Annotated in this window: 12 protein-coding genes and 1 pseudogene; 5 read left to right on the top strand and 8 right to left on the bottom strand. The window is 75.0% G+C overall.

Annotation, left to right across the window (positions count from 1 at the left end; all coding sequences use genetic code 11):
- Positions 1 to 139: 139 nt before the first annotated feature.
- Positions 140 to 667, top strand: coding sequence for an NUDIX domain-containing protein (locus ABD345_RS20890; RefSeq protein WP_344553934.1), 528 nt, complete (start codon positions 140 to 142; stop codon positions 665 to 667).
- Positions 668 to 679: 12 nt separating this feature from the next.
- Here ABD345_RS20890 and ABD345_RS20885 read toward each other — a convergent pair whose 3' ends face one another.
- From ABD345_RS20885 to pdhA, 4 genes are all read right to left on the bottom strand, one after another.
- Positions 680 to 2,353, bottom strand: coding sequence for a globin domain-containing protein (locus ABD345_RS20885; RefSeq protein WP_344553933.1), 1,674 nt, complete (start codon positions 2,351 to 2,353; stop codon positions 680 to 682).
- Positions 2,354 to 2,523: 170 nt separating this feature from the next.
- Positions 2,524 to 3,795: a dihydrolipoamide acetyltransferase family protein gene (locus ABD345_RS20880; RefSeq protein ID WP_380274087.1), complete on the bottom strand. Its 1,272-nt coding sequence runs from the start codon at positions 3,793 to 3,795 to the stop codon at positions 2,524 to 2,526.
- Positions 3,795 to 4,802 (bottom strand): alpha-ketoacid dehydrogenase subunit beta, encoded by a 1,008-nt coding sequence (locus tag ABD345_RS20875; protein WP_344553932.1) that lies wholly within the window; start codon positions 4,800 to 4,802, stop codon positions 3,795 to 3,797. Before ABD345_RS20875 ends, ABD345_RS20880 begins: the two co-directional genes overlap by 1 nt.
- Positions 4,799 to 5,995, bottom strand: a complete 1,197-nt coding sequence (gene pdhA / locus ABD345_RS20870) for a pyruvate dehydrogenase (acetyl-transferring) E1 component subunit alpha (protein ID WP_380274085.1) — start codon at positions 5,993 to 5,995, stop codon at positions 4,799 to 4,801. Before pdhA ends, ABD345_RS20875 begins: the two co-directional genes overlap by 4 nt.
- A gap of 146 nt (positions 5,996 to 6,141) precedes the next feature.
- Here pdhA and ABD345_RS20865 point away from each other — a divergent pair, with 146 nt between their 5' ends.
- Positions 6,142 to 6,609, top strand: coding sequence for an Lrp/AsnC family transcriptional regulator (locus ABD345_RS20865; RefSeq protein WP_033253458.1), 468 nt, complete (start codon positions 6,142 to 6,144; stop codon positions 6,607 to 6,609).
- 4 nt (positions 6,610 to 6,613) lie between these two features.
- On the opposite strand, the gene ABD345_RS20860 is transcribed toward ABD345_RS20865, so the two are convergent.
- From ABD345_RS20860 to ABD345_RS20850, 3 genes are read right to left on the bottom strand one after another with little or no spacing between them, the layout of a single operon-like run.
- Positions 6,614 to 7,141, bottom strand: coding sequence for a hypothetical protein (locus tag ABD345_RS20860; RefSeq protein ID WP_344553930.1), 528 nt, complete (start codon positions 7,139 to 7,141; stop codon positions 6,614 to 6,616).
- Positions 7,138 to 7,722, bottom strand: a complete 585-nt coding sequence (locus ABD345_RS20855) for a TetR/AcrR family transcriptional regulator (protein ID WP_344553929.1) — start codon at positions 7,720 to 7,722, stop codon at positions 7,138 to 7,140. Before ABD345_RS20855 ends, ABD345_RS20860 begins: the two co-directional genes overlap by 4 nt.
- Before the next feature lie 47 nt (positions 7,723 to 7,769).
- On the bottom strand, positions 7,770 to 8,828 hold the full coding sequence (locus ABD345_RS20850) for a glycosyltransferase family 2 protein (RefSeq protein WP_344553928.1): 1,059 nt from the start codon (positions 8,826 to 8,828) through the stop codon (positions 7,770 to 7,772).
- Between the two features lie 149 nt (positions 8,829 to 8,977).
- On the opposite strand from ABD345_RS20850, the gene ABD345_RS20845 reads away from it, so the two are divergent.
- The 3 genes from ABD345_RS20845 (at position 8,978) to paaN (ending at position 13,021) form a co-directional block, all read left to right on the top strand.
- Complete coding sequence (locus tag ABD345_RS20845) at positions 8,978 to 10,243, top strand: hypothetical protein (protein WP_344553927.1); 1,266 nt, start codon at positions 8,978 to 8,980, stop codon at positions 10,241 to 10,243.
- 191 nt (positions 10,244 to 10,434) lie between these two features.
- The gene (locus ABD345_RS20840; RefSeq protein ID WP_344553926.1) at positions 10,435 to 11,226 is read left to right on the top strand and encodes a hypothetical protein; all 792 of its coding nucleotides are present in this window, start codon (positions 10,435 to 10,437) and stop codon (positions 11,224 to 11,226) included.
- Positions 11,227 to 11,326: 100 nt separating this feature from the next.
- Complete coding sequence (gene paaN / locus ABD345_RS20835) at positions 11,327 to 13,021, top strand: phenylacetic acid degradation protein PaaN (RefSeq protein ID WP_344553925.1); 1,695 nt, start codon at positions 11,327 to 11,329, stop codon at positions 13,019 to 13,021.
- Positions 13,022 to 13,039: 18 nt separating this feature from the next.
- Here the strand turns inward: paaN and ABD345_RS20830 are convergent.
- Positions 13,040 to 13,536, bottom strand: a pseudogene (locus ABD345_RS20830) (hypothetical protein); the annotation flags it as partial.

The following is a 13,536-nucleotide window of genomic DNA, read 5'->3' as shown; positions in this document are numbered from 1 at the left end:
CACCACCCGACACCGCCGGGCATGCCGGTGCACCCGGACGGCGGAACAGGTACCGCCGATTCGTCCCCGTGTGCGAGTTTCGCTCCCGCCGCCGCGCGGCAGAATCCCGCACAACGCTCGTGCCCCGGAGGTAACAGCCATGTCGGGCCCGGTCCGTCCCGTCGTCAAGCGCACCGCCCGCGCGATCCTGCTGGAGTTCGACCCGGCCGACCCGCACGCGCCCGCCGCGCTGGTGCTGATCCGCCGGGTCCGCCCCGGCTCCCCGCACCCGTACTGGATCACCCCCGGCGGCGGCGTCGAACCCACCGACGAGACGGTGGTCGCCGCCCTGCACCGGGAGGTGGACGAGGAGTTGGGCGGCAAGGTCACCGACGTGGTGCCCGCCTTCGTCGACACGGTGGCGCACTCGCACCACGAGGACGGCACCCCCGCGCACCCGCACGGCGTCAAGGTCCAGCACTTCTTCGCCTGCCGGCTCGCCGGGATGGACGAGTCCCGCCGGCACGGCCCCGAGGTCGAGCGGCCCAACGGCGAGTACGCGATCGTCAAGGTCCCCTTCACCCGCGAGGGCGTCACCTCGGTCAACGTCGTCCCTCCCAGCCTCCGCGCCTACCTCGCCGCCAACATCGAGGGCGTCCGTGCCCTGCTCGCCCCGGACCTGGGCTGACCCGCCCCCGGATCAGCCCCGCTCCTCCTCCCGCGCCGCCAGGTCGTGCCGGACGCTCCCGTCCGGCACCCCGCAGCGCCGCAGCACCGCCGAGGCGGCCCGCACCATCGCCTCCGGGCCGCTCAGGTACGCCGCGAAGCCGTGCCAGGGCGCGTACCGGGCCGCCACCTCCGGCAGGTCGCCGACCAGCGCCCCGGCCGGCGCGCCCGCCGGCTCCGACACCACCGCGCGCACCGTCAGCCAGGAGTGCCGGTCGGCCAGTTCGCGCAGCTCCTCCAGCCGGTACAGCTCCGCGGCCCGCCGCGCCCCGTAGAACACCTCCACCCGGCGCCCGGCCGCACCCCGCTCGGCGACCTCCTCGACCAGCGCCGCGACCGGCCCGATCCCGGTGCCGCCGCCCAGGCAGAGCAGGTCCCGCCCGGCCGCGTGGTCCACCGTCATCGCGCCCTCCGCCGCGCCCAGGCGCAGCACGTCGCCCGGCCGCGCCCGGTGCACCAGCGCGTTGCTCACCCAACCCGCCTGCACCGCCTTCACGTGCAGGGTCAGCAGCCCGTCCGGCCGCGGCGCCGAGCCGAACGAGTACGGCCGCCACACCCGCGGCCACCACGGCGTCTCCACCGCCGCCCACTGCCCGGCCCGGAACGGGTACGCCTGGTCGGGGCGGAGCGTCAGCACCGCGACGTCCCGGGTGGCCTGCCGGTGCTCCACCACCTCGGCCTGCCACCACGGCGGGGCCGACCGGGCCTCCTCCTCCGCGCCCTCCACCATCAGCCGGGACACCAGCGCCAGCAGCCGCCGCCAGGCCGCCTCGGTGCGCCCGTCCCAGCCGCTGCCGCCGTACCGGGCCAGCGCCGCCACCAGGCAGTCCGCCACCGAGGCGTAGTGCCGGGTCAGCGCCCCGTACTTGCGGTGCCGGCGCCCCAACGGGCCCAGGTACGCCCGCAGTTCCGCCGGGTCACCGGCCCGGGCCGCGCACAGCCGGAGCGCCTGGAACAGCCGGGTGCGCTGCTCGTCCATCGCGGCCGGGAACATCGCCCGCAGCTCCGGGTGGCGCAGGAACATGAGCGCGTGGAAGTGCGCCATCGCCCGGTCCGCGTCCGGCGCCACCGCGGCCAGGCAGGCCCGGACCAGCACCAGGTCCTCGGCGCCCGGCGGCTCGGCGACCGGCGCCGCCGCCCCCACCGGCTCCAGCGCGGGCGGCGGCTCGACGGCCGCCGGCACCCCCCAGGCCCGGGTCCAACGGTCGTCCGGCCCGACCCAGTTGAGCGCCGGAGCCTGCCGGAACAGCGGCTCGAACGACACCGGGGCGGACGCGGTGACGGGTGCGGCAGGCGTGACGGGCGTGACGGGCGCGGGCCCGGCGGGCAGCCCGGCGGGCCCGGAGGCCACCGGCAGCGCGGCCACCGCCGGGGGCACCACCGGCGCCCAGGTCGGCTTCGCCGGGACGGCCGGCACCGGGGTCAGCCCCAGCGCCCCCGCCCCCGTCCCCGCAGCGGACTCCCCCGCGCCGGACTCCCCCGCGCCGGGCTGCTCCACGGCGGTCGGAGGTTCGTCCGCCGGCTCGGCCGGGGCGGACCGGGCGGGGGGAGCGGCTTCGGCACCGGGCTGCACGGGGCCGGCCGCGGTGCCCCGGCCGACCCCTGCCTTCGACGGCCTGCTCTCCAGTACGAGCTGACGAGTGCTCAAGGGAATCGTTTCGCTTCCGATCGACCTGTGTGCTGACGCCCCAGCACAGTGACACCGACCGCACAGCTCATCCGAAGAATCCGGCGAACCCCGGACATCCGGGCCGTCCACCCGCTACCCTCACCCGCCGCCGCGGCGGCCCACCGGCGCCGGGCCGGCCGGCCCGGGTGCTACAGCGCCCGCAGCAGCATCCCCGGCCGCTCCACGCAGTCCGCGACGAACCGCAGGAAGCCGCCCGCCGTGCCCCCGTCGCACACCCGGTGGTCGAAGGTGAAGGACAGCTGGGTGACCTGGCGGACCGCCAGCTCCCCCTCGTGCACCCACGGCTTGGGGACGATCCGGCCCACCCCGAGCATCGCCGCCTCCGGGTGGTTCAGGATCGGCGTCGAGCCGTCCACCCCGAACACCCCGTAGTTGTTCAGGGTGAACGTCCCGCCGGTCAGCTCGGCCGGGGCCAGGGTGCCCGCCCGGGCGCCCTCGGTCAGCCGGGCCATCTCCTGCGCGAGCCGTTCGGTGCCCAGCCGCCCGGCGTCCCGGACCACCGGCACCAGCAGCCCGCGCGGGCCCTGCGCGGCGAAGCCCAGGTGCACGGACGGGTGCCGACGCACCGCCTCGCCCTCGACACTGGCGTTCAGCTCGGGGAAGCGCTCCAGCCCGGCCAGGCAGATCCGGGCCAGCAGCGCGAGCACGCTCAGCTTCGGGCCGGGCGCCCGGTTGGACTGGGCCCGCAGCGCCATCAGCGCGGTGGCGTCGGCGTCCACCCAGCAGGTCGCGGCCGGGATCTCCCGGTGGCTGCGGGTCAGCTTCTCGGCGACCGCCCGGCGCAGCCCGCGCAGCGGCACCAGTTCGCCCTCCGGCCCGGTTCCATGTGGAACAACCGCGGGCGCGCCCACGGCAGTTGCCCCGATCGCCCGTTCCACGTCCCGCCGGGTGACCAGCCCGTCCGGCCCGCTGCCGGCCACCGCGGCCAGGTCGAGCCCGTGCTCCCGGGCGATCCGGCGCACCAGCGGCGAGATCACCGCCACCACGACCGGCGCGGGCGCCGGAGCCGGTGCCGCAGCCGGAGCCGCCACCGCCTCCCCCGGCCGCACCCGCCGCCGCCCGGCCCGCCGGCTCTCGGCCACCCCGTACCCGACCAGCGGCCGCTCCACCGCGGGCTCGCCCTCGCCGTCCCCGGAACCGCCCGGCGCGGGCGCGACCGCGACGGTCACCAGCGGGGCGCCCACCGGCACCTCCTGCCCGACCTCGCCGAACCGGGCGGTCACCACCCCGCCGTACGGGCAGGGCACCTCGACCACCGCCTTGGCGGTCTCCACCTCCACCACCGGCTGGTCGACGGCGATCACCTCGCCGACCTCGACCATCCAGCGCACCACCTCCGCCCCGGTCAGTCCCTCACCGAGGTCGGGCAGCGTGAACTCGCGGACCACCGGCACCGCCATCACTCCTCCCACTGGAGCCGGGCGACGGCGTCCAGGATCCGGTCCACCCCGGGCAGATGGTGGTGCTCCAGCATCGGCGGCGGGTACGGGACGTCGAAGCCGGTGACCCGCAGCACCGGCGCGGCCAGGTGGTGGAAGCACTTCTCGGTGAGCCGGGCGGCGATCTCCGCCCCGGCCCCGCCGAACCCGGCCGACTCGTGCACCACCACGGCCCGGCCGACCGAGCGGACCGCCGCGCAGGCGGTGGCCTCGTCGAACGGCACCAGCGAGCGCAGGTCGAGCACCGCCAGGTCCCACCCCTCGGCCTTCGCCGCCTCGGCGGCCTCCAGGCAGACCGGTAGCGAGGGCCCGTAGGTGACCAGCACCGCGGACGTCCCGGGGCGGCGCAGCACGGCCCTCCCGATCGGTTCGACGCCCGCCGCCGGGTCCCACCCGTCCTTGCCCCAGTAGAGCCGCTTGGGCTCCAGGAACACCACCGGGTCGTCGGAGGCGATCGAGGCCCGCAGCAGCCCGTACGCGTCGGCGACGGTGGCGGGGGTGACCACGTGCAGGCCGGGGGTGGCCGCGTAGTACGCCTCGGAGGCGTCGCTGTGGTGCTCGACGCCGCCGATGCCGCCGCCGTACGGGATCCGGACGGTGATCGGCAGCGGGAGCTTCCCGGCGGTGCGGTTGCGCATCTTGGCGACGTGCGAGAACAGCTGCTCCAGCGCCGGGTAGGCGAAGGCGTCGAACTGCATCTCGACCACCGGGCGCAGGCCGTACATCGCCATGCCGACGGCGGTGCCGAGGATGCCGGCCTCGGCCAGCGGGGTGTCCAGGCAGCGGTCGGGGCCGAACTCGGCGGTCAGGCCGTCGGTGATCCGGAAGACGCCGCCGAGCGGGCCGACGTCCTCGCCGAGCACGTGCACGCCCTTGTCGGCGCGCATCGCGTCGCGCAGCGCGAGGTTGAGGGCCTGCGCCATGGTGCCGGTGCGCGGGCCGGCCTGTTCCCCGAGGACGGTGCTCATCGGCCGTGCACCCCGTTCCCGGTCCCGGTCCCGCTCCCGGCCCCGATCCCGCTCCCGGCCTCGGCCTCGGCGGCGAGTTCGGCGGCCAGCTGGGCGGCCTGTTCGCGCAGCTGCTGGGTGGGTTCGGCGTAGACGTGCGCGAACAGCGACATCGGGTCGAGCTCCGGGTCGGTGTGGAACTCGGCGCGCATCCGGGCGGCCAGCCGCTCGGCCCGCTCGGCGGCGTCGGCGACCAGCTCCTCGTCTAGCAGGCCGCGCCCGCGCAGGGCGTCCTCCAGCAGCCGGACCGGGTCGTGCCGCTGCCAGGCCGCGACCTCCTCGGGCTGCCGGTAGCGGGTGGCGTCGTCGGCGTTGGTGTGCGCCTCGATCCGGTAGGTGAGCGCCTCCACCAGGGTGGGGCCGCCGCCGGCCCGGGCCCGCTCGACCGCCTCGGTGAGCACCGCGTGGACGGCGAGCGCGTCGTTGCCGTCGACCAGCCGGCCGGGCATGCCGTAGCCGACGGCCTTGTGGGCCAGCGTCGGCGCGGCGGACTGCCGGGTCAGCGGGACGGAGATCGCGTAGCCGTTGTTCTGCACCAGGAACACCACGGGGGCGTGCAGCACGGCCGCGAAGTTCAGGCCCTCGTGGAAGTCGCCCTCGCTGGTGCCGCCGTCGCCGAGCAGGGCGAGCGCGACGGTGTCGTCCCCGGCCAGCCGGGCGGCGTGCGCCAGGCCGACGGCGTGCGGGACCTGGGTGGCCAGCGGGGTGCACAGCGGGGCGGTGCGGGTGGCGCGCGGGTCGTAGCCGGTGTGCGCGTCGCCGCGCAGCAGGGTGAGCGCCTGCAGCGGGTCGACGCCGCGGGCGACCACGGCGAGGGTGTCCCGGTAGGAGGGGAACAGCCAGTCCTGCGGGCGCAGCGCGAGCGCGGCGGCCACCTGGCAGGCCTCCTGGCCGGTGGAGGCCGGGTAGACGGCGAGCCGGCCCTGCTTGGTGAGGGTGGTGGCCTGCTGGTTGTAGCGGCGTCCGGCGACCAGCCGCCGGTACAGCTCGCGCAGCAGGGCGGGGTCGGCCGCGTCGGCGGCGGGGGTGCCCAGGACGCGGAGCGGCTCGGCGTCGGGCAGCAGCGGGGCGGGGTCGGTGCGCGGCGCGGTGGCGCCGGGCCGCCAGCCGGGCACGGCCGCGGCGGGGTCGTTCCTGTGGTCCAGGACGGTCATCTCGGGCACCTCCGGGGTGTGGGGGCTCCCTACCGATTGTTCGGTCGTCTGTTCATCTTGACCATATCCCCGTCAAGACGGTGGACAGTCGGCCGAAAGGGGGGTCTGCTGGGGCCAGCACGTCCAATCGCGAGGGATGGGGGGCCATGTCGGCTGAACAGGTGTCCAGACTCGACCGTGTCGACCGGTCGATCCTGCGGCTGCTGCGGCAGGACGGTCGCGCCTCGATCCGCTCGGTGGCCGAGCGGGTGCACGTGTCCCGGGCGAACGCGTACGCCCGGATCTCCAGGATGGTCGAGGACGGGGTGATCCGCGGCTTCACCGCCCGGGTCGACCACGAGAAGGCCGGGCAGGCCGCGTCCGCGTACGTCACCCTGCGGATCGTGCAGAACTCCTGGCGCACCGTGCGCGAGCAGCTGCTGCGGCTGCCCGGGGTGGCGCACATCGCGCTGGTCGGCGGCGACTACGACGTGCTGATGCTGGTCCACACGGCGGACAACCGGGCGCTGCGCGAGCTGGTGCTGGGCAGCATCCAGTCCATCCCGGAGGTGCTGGGCACCCGCACCATGCTGGTGTTCGAGGAGACCGACCAGATCCCGGCGGACGGCCTGTAGCCGCTCAGTCCTCGCCGGTGGCGACGGCCACCACGGTGCGGCCGTTCCCGATGCCGACCAGCGCGGCGTCGAAGGTGAACGGGGTGACGGAGCCCCAGCTGCGGTTGTGCCCGGCGGGCGCGGGGTGCGCGGCGTAGCCGTTGGCCCGCCAGTCGGCGTCCGGGCCGAGCAGGGCGACCAGCGGTTCGGCCAGCTCCCGGGCCCTCCGGCCGGGCGGGTTGCCGTGGGTGTGCACCAGGTTCTGTCCGAGCGTGTGGGTCATCCAGGTCAGCGCGTCCGCCGCCGGGACGCGCACCCGCAGCCGCTCGTGCACCAGCCGGTCGTCGTGCGGGCTGCTGTGCCGACCGGGGCGGGGGCACCAGCACGCGGGGCCGATCAGGTCGACCGCGCGGAGCGCGTCCCAGCAGAGCCGGCCGTGGTCGAGTCCGTGGTCCTCGCCGACCGTCACCACCATGTCGGAGTGCTGGCGGGCGGCCCAGTCGGACAGCGGCTCGCGCAGCGCCGCCAGCTCCTCCGGCAGCCGGACGCTCACCGGGCGCGCAGCCCGTCGAAGGCGAACCGGGCCACCGCGTCGGGCAGGTGCTCGGCGCCGCGCTGGCCGGGCCGGTACCACTCCACCAGCGAGTTGACGGTGCCGAACAGCAGCCGGGTGGCCAGCCGGGGTTCGACGTCGGCGCGCAGCTGCCCGGCGGTGACGGCGTCCTGGACGAGGGCGGCCACCCGGTGGTCGAAGTCGCGGCGCCGCTCCAGCGCCCACTGCTCGGTGGCGGTGTTGCCGCGCACCCGCAGCAGCAGCGTCACGTACGGCAGTTCGTCCAGCAGCACCTCGGCGGTGCGGCGCACCACGTGCTCCAGCCGGTCCGCCGGGCGGCCCGCGGTGGCGGCCGGCTCGTCGAGGATGGCGAACAGCGCGTCCAGCGCCCGGCCGACCGCGAGCCGCAGCAACTCCTCCTTGCCGCGCACGTGGTGGTAGATCGAGGACTTGGAGATCCCGGCGGCCCTGGACAGGTCCTCCATCGAAGTGCCGTCGTAGCCGCGTTCGTTGAAGACCCGCACGGTGACGGCGAGCAGCGAGTCGACGGTGTAGGCGGCGCGCGTGGAGTGGTCGGCCATGCGACGAGTATCCCCGGGGCGGCGCCGGAGCGCCCCGGGGGGTGCGCTCAGACCCGGGACCCCTGCCCGGCCGACCGCCCGGCCGACCGCCCGGACGCCTGACCGGACGCCTGACCGGACACCCGGTCGCCCGCCCGCTCGGCCGCCCGCTCACCCGCCCGGCCGGTGTCCTCGGCGACGAAGTAGGCGGGGCGGCGCTGCACCGAGGTGTAGATCCGGGCCACGTACTCGCCGAGCAGGCCGACGCAGATCAGCTGCACCCCGCCGATGAACAGCAGTCCGACGAAGAGCGAGGTCCAGCCGGGCACCGTGGCGCCGAACAGGTAGACGGCCAGGCAGAAGGCCATCAGCAGCAGGCAGGTGAAGAACGCGGCGGTGCCGAGCCAGGTGGCCAGTCGCAGCGGGGCGGCGGAGAAGCCGGTGATGCTGTCCAGGGCGAGCCGGACCATCTTGGTCAGCGGGTACTTGGTGGTCCCGGCGACCCGCTCCTCGCGGACGTAGCGCACCTCGCCGCTGGGGAAGCCCAGCCAGGGCACCAGCAGCCGGTAGACCCGCTGCTGCTGGTCGGGGAGTTCCTTGAGCGCCTCGACGGCCTCCCGGCTGAGCAGCCGGAAGTCCCCGGCGTTGGACGGCACCTGCTGCCCCACCAGGCGGCGGATCAGCCAGTAGTAGCCGCCGGCCGTCCGGCGCTTGAAACCGGTGTCGGTGGAGCGGTCCTCGCGCACCCCGTAGACGATGTCCAGGCCCTCGGAGCGGGCCAGTTCCAGCATCTCCGGGATCTTCTCCGGCGGGTCCTGCAGGTCGGCGTCGATGCTGGCCACGTAGTCGCCGAGGGCGTGGTCGAGCCCGGCGGTCAGCGCGGCCTGGTGCCCGCCGTTGCGGCGCAGCCGGACCATCCGCAACTCCGGCCAGTCGGCGGCCAGGTCGCGCAGCAGGGCGGCGGTCTTGTCGGCGCTGCCGTCGTCGACGGCGAGCAGCTCGTAGCGGACGCCGATCCCGTCCAGCACCGGGCGGATCCGGGCCGCGAAGGCCGGCAGCGCGTCCTCCTCGTTGTACATCGGGACGACCACCGACAGCAGAACGCCTGCTTGTGCCGCTGCACTCATCAGTCTCTCCAGCTCGGTGGGCCCATCCGTCCAATGGTGGGGAGTGTAACCACGCGGCGTCCGGTCAGGTACAGACCAGGTGAACGTGCCGTAGGCTCGCCCGAGCATCCTGGCGGCCCGGCGGGGCCCGAGAACCCAGACAGGACCTGATGGCGATGGCAGCGAGCCCCGACACCGAAGTGGTCGAACGACCCGATCCGCCCGCGGACGCGGCCCCCGCGACGCAGGGCCCACGCGAGTGGCTGCGCCGGACGGCACAGGAGTACGGCCCGGCCCTGGCGGTGTTCGGCGCGATCCGGCTGATCGCGTTCACGGTCTTCGCCTGGCTGCTGTCCTGGTCCGGCGAGTACCTCACCAAGTCGCCCAGGTTCGGCGGCGGCAAGCACGTCTGGGACGTGCTCGGCGGCTGGGACGGCTGGTGGTACCAGCAGGTCGCGCAGAACGGCTACGACCCGAAGCTGCTGCCCTCCACCTCCGAGCCGTGGACGCTGGAGCAGAACTCGGTCGCCTTCTTCCCCCTCTACCCGGGCCTGATCAAGATGGTCTCCGCGGTGACCGGCCTGAACTCGCTGGGCGCGGGCATCCTGATCTCGGTGCTGACCTCGTTCGTCGCGGCGGCCGGCATCTACGCGGTCGCCAAGCTGATCGCGGGTCACCGGGCCGCGGTGATCGCGGCCGGCGTCTGGGGCCTGTTCCCCGGCTCCGGCGTCGAGTGGGCGGTCTACTCGGACTCGCTGTTCGTCGCCCTGGCCGCCTGGGCCTGCTACTTCGTGATGACCCGCAACTGGCTGGCCGCCGGCGTCACCACCTTCGTCGCCGGACTGAACCGCCCGACCTCCGCCGCCCTGGCCGCGGCGGTCGGCGTGGCCGCGCTGATCGCGCTGTGGCAGCGCAAGGACGGCGTGCTCGGCCCGCTGTCCGCCATGGTGCTCGCCCCGCTCGGCTTCATCGGCTACATCGCCTGGGCGAGTTGGCGGATGGGCAGTTGGACCGCCTACTTCGACCTGCAGCGCGGCGCCTGGCTGCACTTCTTCGACTGGGGCGCGCACACCGGCAACGTGCTGAAGAACGTGCTGCTCGGCCACCACGACTACATCTTCGGCTACCCCACCGAGGACATGATCGCGCTGCTCCTGGTGTTCAGCCTGCCGGTCCTGCTCTTCCTGATGATCCGGATGAAGGTGCCGGTCTTCCTGGTCGTCTACACCTGCGTCACCATCGTCCTGGTCCTCGGCAGCCAGCAGATCTTCGGCAACACCTCCCGCTACCTGCTGCCCTGCTTCCCGCTCTTCCTGCCGATCGCCGTCGCCCTCAAGCGGCTCTCCCGCTCCTCGCTGGCCGTCACCCTGGGCACCATCGCCGCGGCCTCCGGCTGGTACGCCGGCTACGTCCTGTTCGAGCTCGGCATCCCGTAGACCGGCCCCCGCCCCGACCGACCGACGGCCGCTCCCGCTCCGGGGGCGGCCGTCCCGCGTCCCATTCGGGCGGGGAATTCCGTAAAGCACACCCAAGAACGGGTAAAGAGCGGGTATCCGGTCCGCAGGGCCGACCCCGCTCGCTGCGACACTCGCGCGTCCGATTCCCGTACGAACCAGGGATGCGCCAGATGCCCCTCCACCGAGTGCCGACCGCCCTCGCCCTCTCCGCCCTCGCCCTCGGCGCCCTGACGGCCTGCGGCTCGAAGGGGGACTCGACGGACGCGGCGGCCCACGCCCCGTCCGCCTCCGCCTCCGCCTCCCCGTCCGCCTCCGCCTCCCCGTCCCCGTCGCCCTCCCCCACCGCGCCCGCGCTGGCCGACCTGACGGCGGGCGAGATCGCGCAGAAGTCCCGGGACGCGGGCGAGAAGCTGAACAGCGTCACCATGACCCTCACCCTGCCCGGCTACCCCGGCGGGGCGTTCGACGGCACCTTCAGCGAGGACAACAGCGGCAACTGCCACGGCACGTTCAGCATCGGGGGCCAGGGCTCGGCGGAGATCGTCCGCGTCGGCACCGACGTGTGGCTGAAGCCGGACGCCGCCTACCTGAAGAACCTGCTCGCCGGCACCTCCGCCAAGGCCGCCGGGAAGTGGATCCCCAGCGGGAACACCGTGAAGGACAAGGCCCTCTTCTGCGACCTGGGCGTGCAGTTGGAGAAGCGGGTCGGCCTGCACACCGACGGCAACCTGGTCGACGGCATCGCCAAGGGCGGCACCAAGCAGGTGGACGGGGCCCCCGCGGTCGTGCTCACCATGACCGACGACGACGGCGCCCCGGTGCGCTACGACATCGCGGCCGAGGGCGAGCCGCGCCTGCTGGTCACCGAGACCGGCAACGGCGACATGGTCGTGCGGCTCGGCGGCTTCGACCAGCCGGTGCAGGTCACCGCCCCCGCCGCGGACCAGGTGTTCCAGCACTGACCCGGCGGCCGGGCGAACCGGCGGGGCCGGGCCCCTTGCACCGACCGATCGTTCGGTTACGCTGAGGAGCGTCCCGCCCCGCCCCCGTGAGGAGCGCACCATGGCCGCTGCGACCCCCGCCCTGCCGGTCGCCGAACTGCTCGCCCGCCACCAGGACACCCTCGACCGCGCGCTGGCCGCGATCGCCGCCCGCGACTACTGGTCCCCGTACCCGGAGTTCCCCAAGGCGTACGGGGAGGGCGCCACCGCCGACGGCAAGGCCGCCTTCGACGCCCTGCTGGGGCGGGAGTTCGAGCTGCCCGGCCACCCCGGCGGCGGCGAGCCGGTGACCGGCGAGGCGAGCCCGTACGGCCTCGAACTGGGCGTCGGCTACCCGCACGCCGAGCCGGACGCGCTGCTGGCCGCGCTGGAGGCGGCCCGCCCCGCCTGGGCGCGGGCCACCCCCGCCGAGCGGGCCGCGGTCTGCCTGGAGGTGCTGGCCCGGATCAACGCCCGCTCGCACGAGTTCGCCCAGGCGGTGATGCACACCACCGGCCAGGCGTACGGCATGGCGTTCCAGGCGGGCGGCCCGCACGCCCAGGACCGCGGCCTGGAGGCGGTGGCGTACGCGTACGCCGAGCAGACCCGGCTGCCCCGCTCGGCGAGCTGGACGAAGCCGCAGGGCAAGCGCGAACCCCTGGTGCTGACCAAGGAGTTCACCACCGTCCCGCGCGGCACCGCGCTGCTGGTCGGCTGCAACACCTTCCCGACCTGGAACGGCTACCCGGGCCTGTTCGCCTCGCTGGCCACCGGCAACGGCGTGCTGGTCAAGCCGCACCCGCGCGCGGTGCTGCCGCTGGCGCTGACCGTCCGGACCGCCCGCGAGGTGCTCGCCGAGGCCGGCTTCGACCCGAACCTGGTCTGCCTGGCCGCCGAGCACGAGGGCTCGGCGATCGCCAAGGTGCTGGCGCTGCGGGCCGAGGTGAAGCTGATCGACTACACCGGCTCCACCGGCTTCGGCGACTGGCTGGAGGACAACGCCCGCCAGGCGCAGGTCTACACCGAGAAGGCCGGCGTCAACACCGTCGTCATCGACTCCACCGACGACTACCGCGGCATGCTCGACAACCTGGCGTTCGCGCTCAGCCTGTACAGCGGCCAGATGTGCACCACCCCGCAGAACCTGCTGATCCCGCGCACCGGCATCCGCACCGAGGACGGCGAGCGCTCCTACGAGCAGGTGGTCGCCGACCTGGCCGCCGCCGTCGAGGGCCTGCTCGGCGACGACAACCGGGCCGCCGCCATCCTCGGCGCCGTGGTCAACCCGGGCGTGCTGGCCCGCAGCGCCGCCGCCGCGGGCGGCGAGTACGGTGAACTCGCCCTCGCCCCACGGGTGGTGGCCTCCGCCGAGTTCCCCGGCGCGACCATCCGCACCCCGGCCCTGCTGAAGGCCGACGCCGACAAGCCGGACGACCGCTCCCGCTTCCTGACCGAGTGCTTCGGCCCGGTCGTCTTCGCGGTCGCCGTCGAGTCCACCGCCGCCGCCGTCGAACTGCTCCGCCGCACCACGGCCGAGCAGGGCGCGATGACCGCCGGCGCCTACACCACCGACCCGGCCGTCGAATCCGCCCTGGTCGAAGCCTGCCTGGACGCCGGTGTCTCGCTCTCGCTCAACCTGACCGGCGGCGTCTACGTCAACCAGACCGCGGCCTTCTCCGACCTGCACGGCACCGGCGCCAACCCGGCCGCCAACTCGGCCTACTGCGACGCCGCGTTCGTGGCCAACCGCTTCCGCACCGTCGAGGTCCGCAGGTAACCCCCGGCCGCGCTGGGCCTACCCGGTGAACGTGGCGGGCAGGCCCAGCGGCAGGGCTTCCCTGGCCGCGCGCATCGCCTCCCGCACCCGGGCCGCTCCCGCACGGGTGGTGGCCTTGCGGTCGACCGCGCGCCGCCTGGGCGCGAGGCCCGCACAGGCGAGGCAGATCCCCGGACGGGGGACGGGGTCGTGGCAGGTGGCGCACTCGCTGTACCGGGCCGTGGCCCGGGGTGCGGGTACGGGCGGCATCTTGCGTTGCAACCGGTCGCGGAGCACGGCCACCGGGGAGTGCAGCGGGACGGGCAGCCCCGGCAGCAGCGCGGTGGCGAGGTCGGCGGGGGTGGCGCCGCGTTCCTGCCACAGCACGACCAGCGGCGCGAGCCCCTCCGCCTCCGCCTGCCCGATCCGCAGGCGTGGTTCGGGCCGCACCACCCGCAGCAGCACGGCCGCCGCCTCGCGCAAGCGCCCGTTCACCACCCCCGGCACCCCGACGGGCTCGGCCGGTTCGGTGGGGA

The sequence above is a fragment of the Kitasatospora saccharophila genome (genome assembly GCF_039529925.1).
GTDB classification, from domain to species: Bacteria; Actinomycetota; Actinomycetes; order Streptomycetales; family Streptomycetaceae; genus Kitasatospora; species Kitasatospora saccharophila.
Note: the sequence above shows the minus strand (reverse complement) of the source record. Positions and strands in the feature narration are given on the sequence as shown.

Coding starts and splice junctions, on each gene's coding strand:
- ABD345_RS20875 (WP_344553932.1), bottom strand. CDS start 4,802: ATGAGCACCGTCCTCGGGGAACAGGCCGGCCCGCGCACCGGCACCATG.
- ABD345_RS20880 (WP_380274087.1), bottom strand. CDS start 3,795: ATGGCGGTGCCGGTGGTCCGCGAGTTCACGCTGCCCGACCTCGGTGAG.
- ABD345_RS20850 (WP_344553928.1), bottom strand. CDS start 8,828: ATGAGTGCAGCGGCACAAGCAGGCGTTCTGCTGTCGGTGGTCGTCCCG.
- paaN (WP_344553925.1), top strand. CDS start 11,327: ATGGCCGCTGCGACCCCCGCCCTGCCGGTCGCCGAACTGCTCGCCCGC.
- ABD345_RS20865 (WP_033253458.1), top strand. CDS start 6,142: ATGTCGGCTGAACAGGTGTCCAGACTCGACCGTGTCGACCGGTCGATC.
- pdhA (WP_380274085.1), bottom strand. CDS start 5,995: ATGACCGTCCTGGACCACAGGAACGACCCCGCCGCGGCCGTGCCCGGC.
- ABD345_RS20855 (WP_344553929.1), bottom strand. CDS start 7,722: ATGGCCGACCACTCCACGCGCGCCGCCTACACCGTCGACTCGCTGCTC.
- ABD345_RS20845 (WP_344553927.1), top strand. CDS start 8,978: ATGGCGATGGCAGCGAGCCCCGACACCGAAGTGGTCGAACGACCCGAT.
- ABD345_RS20840 (WP_344553926.1), top strand. CDS start 10,435: ATGCCCCTCCACCGAGTGCCGACCGCCCTCGCCCTCTCCGCCCTCGCC.
- ABD345_RS20890 (WP_344553934.1), top strand. CDS start 140: ATGTCGGGCCCGGTCCGTCCCGTCGTCAAGCGCACCGCCCGCGCGATC.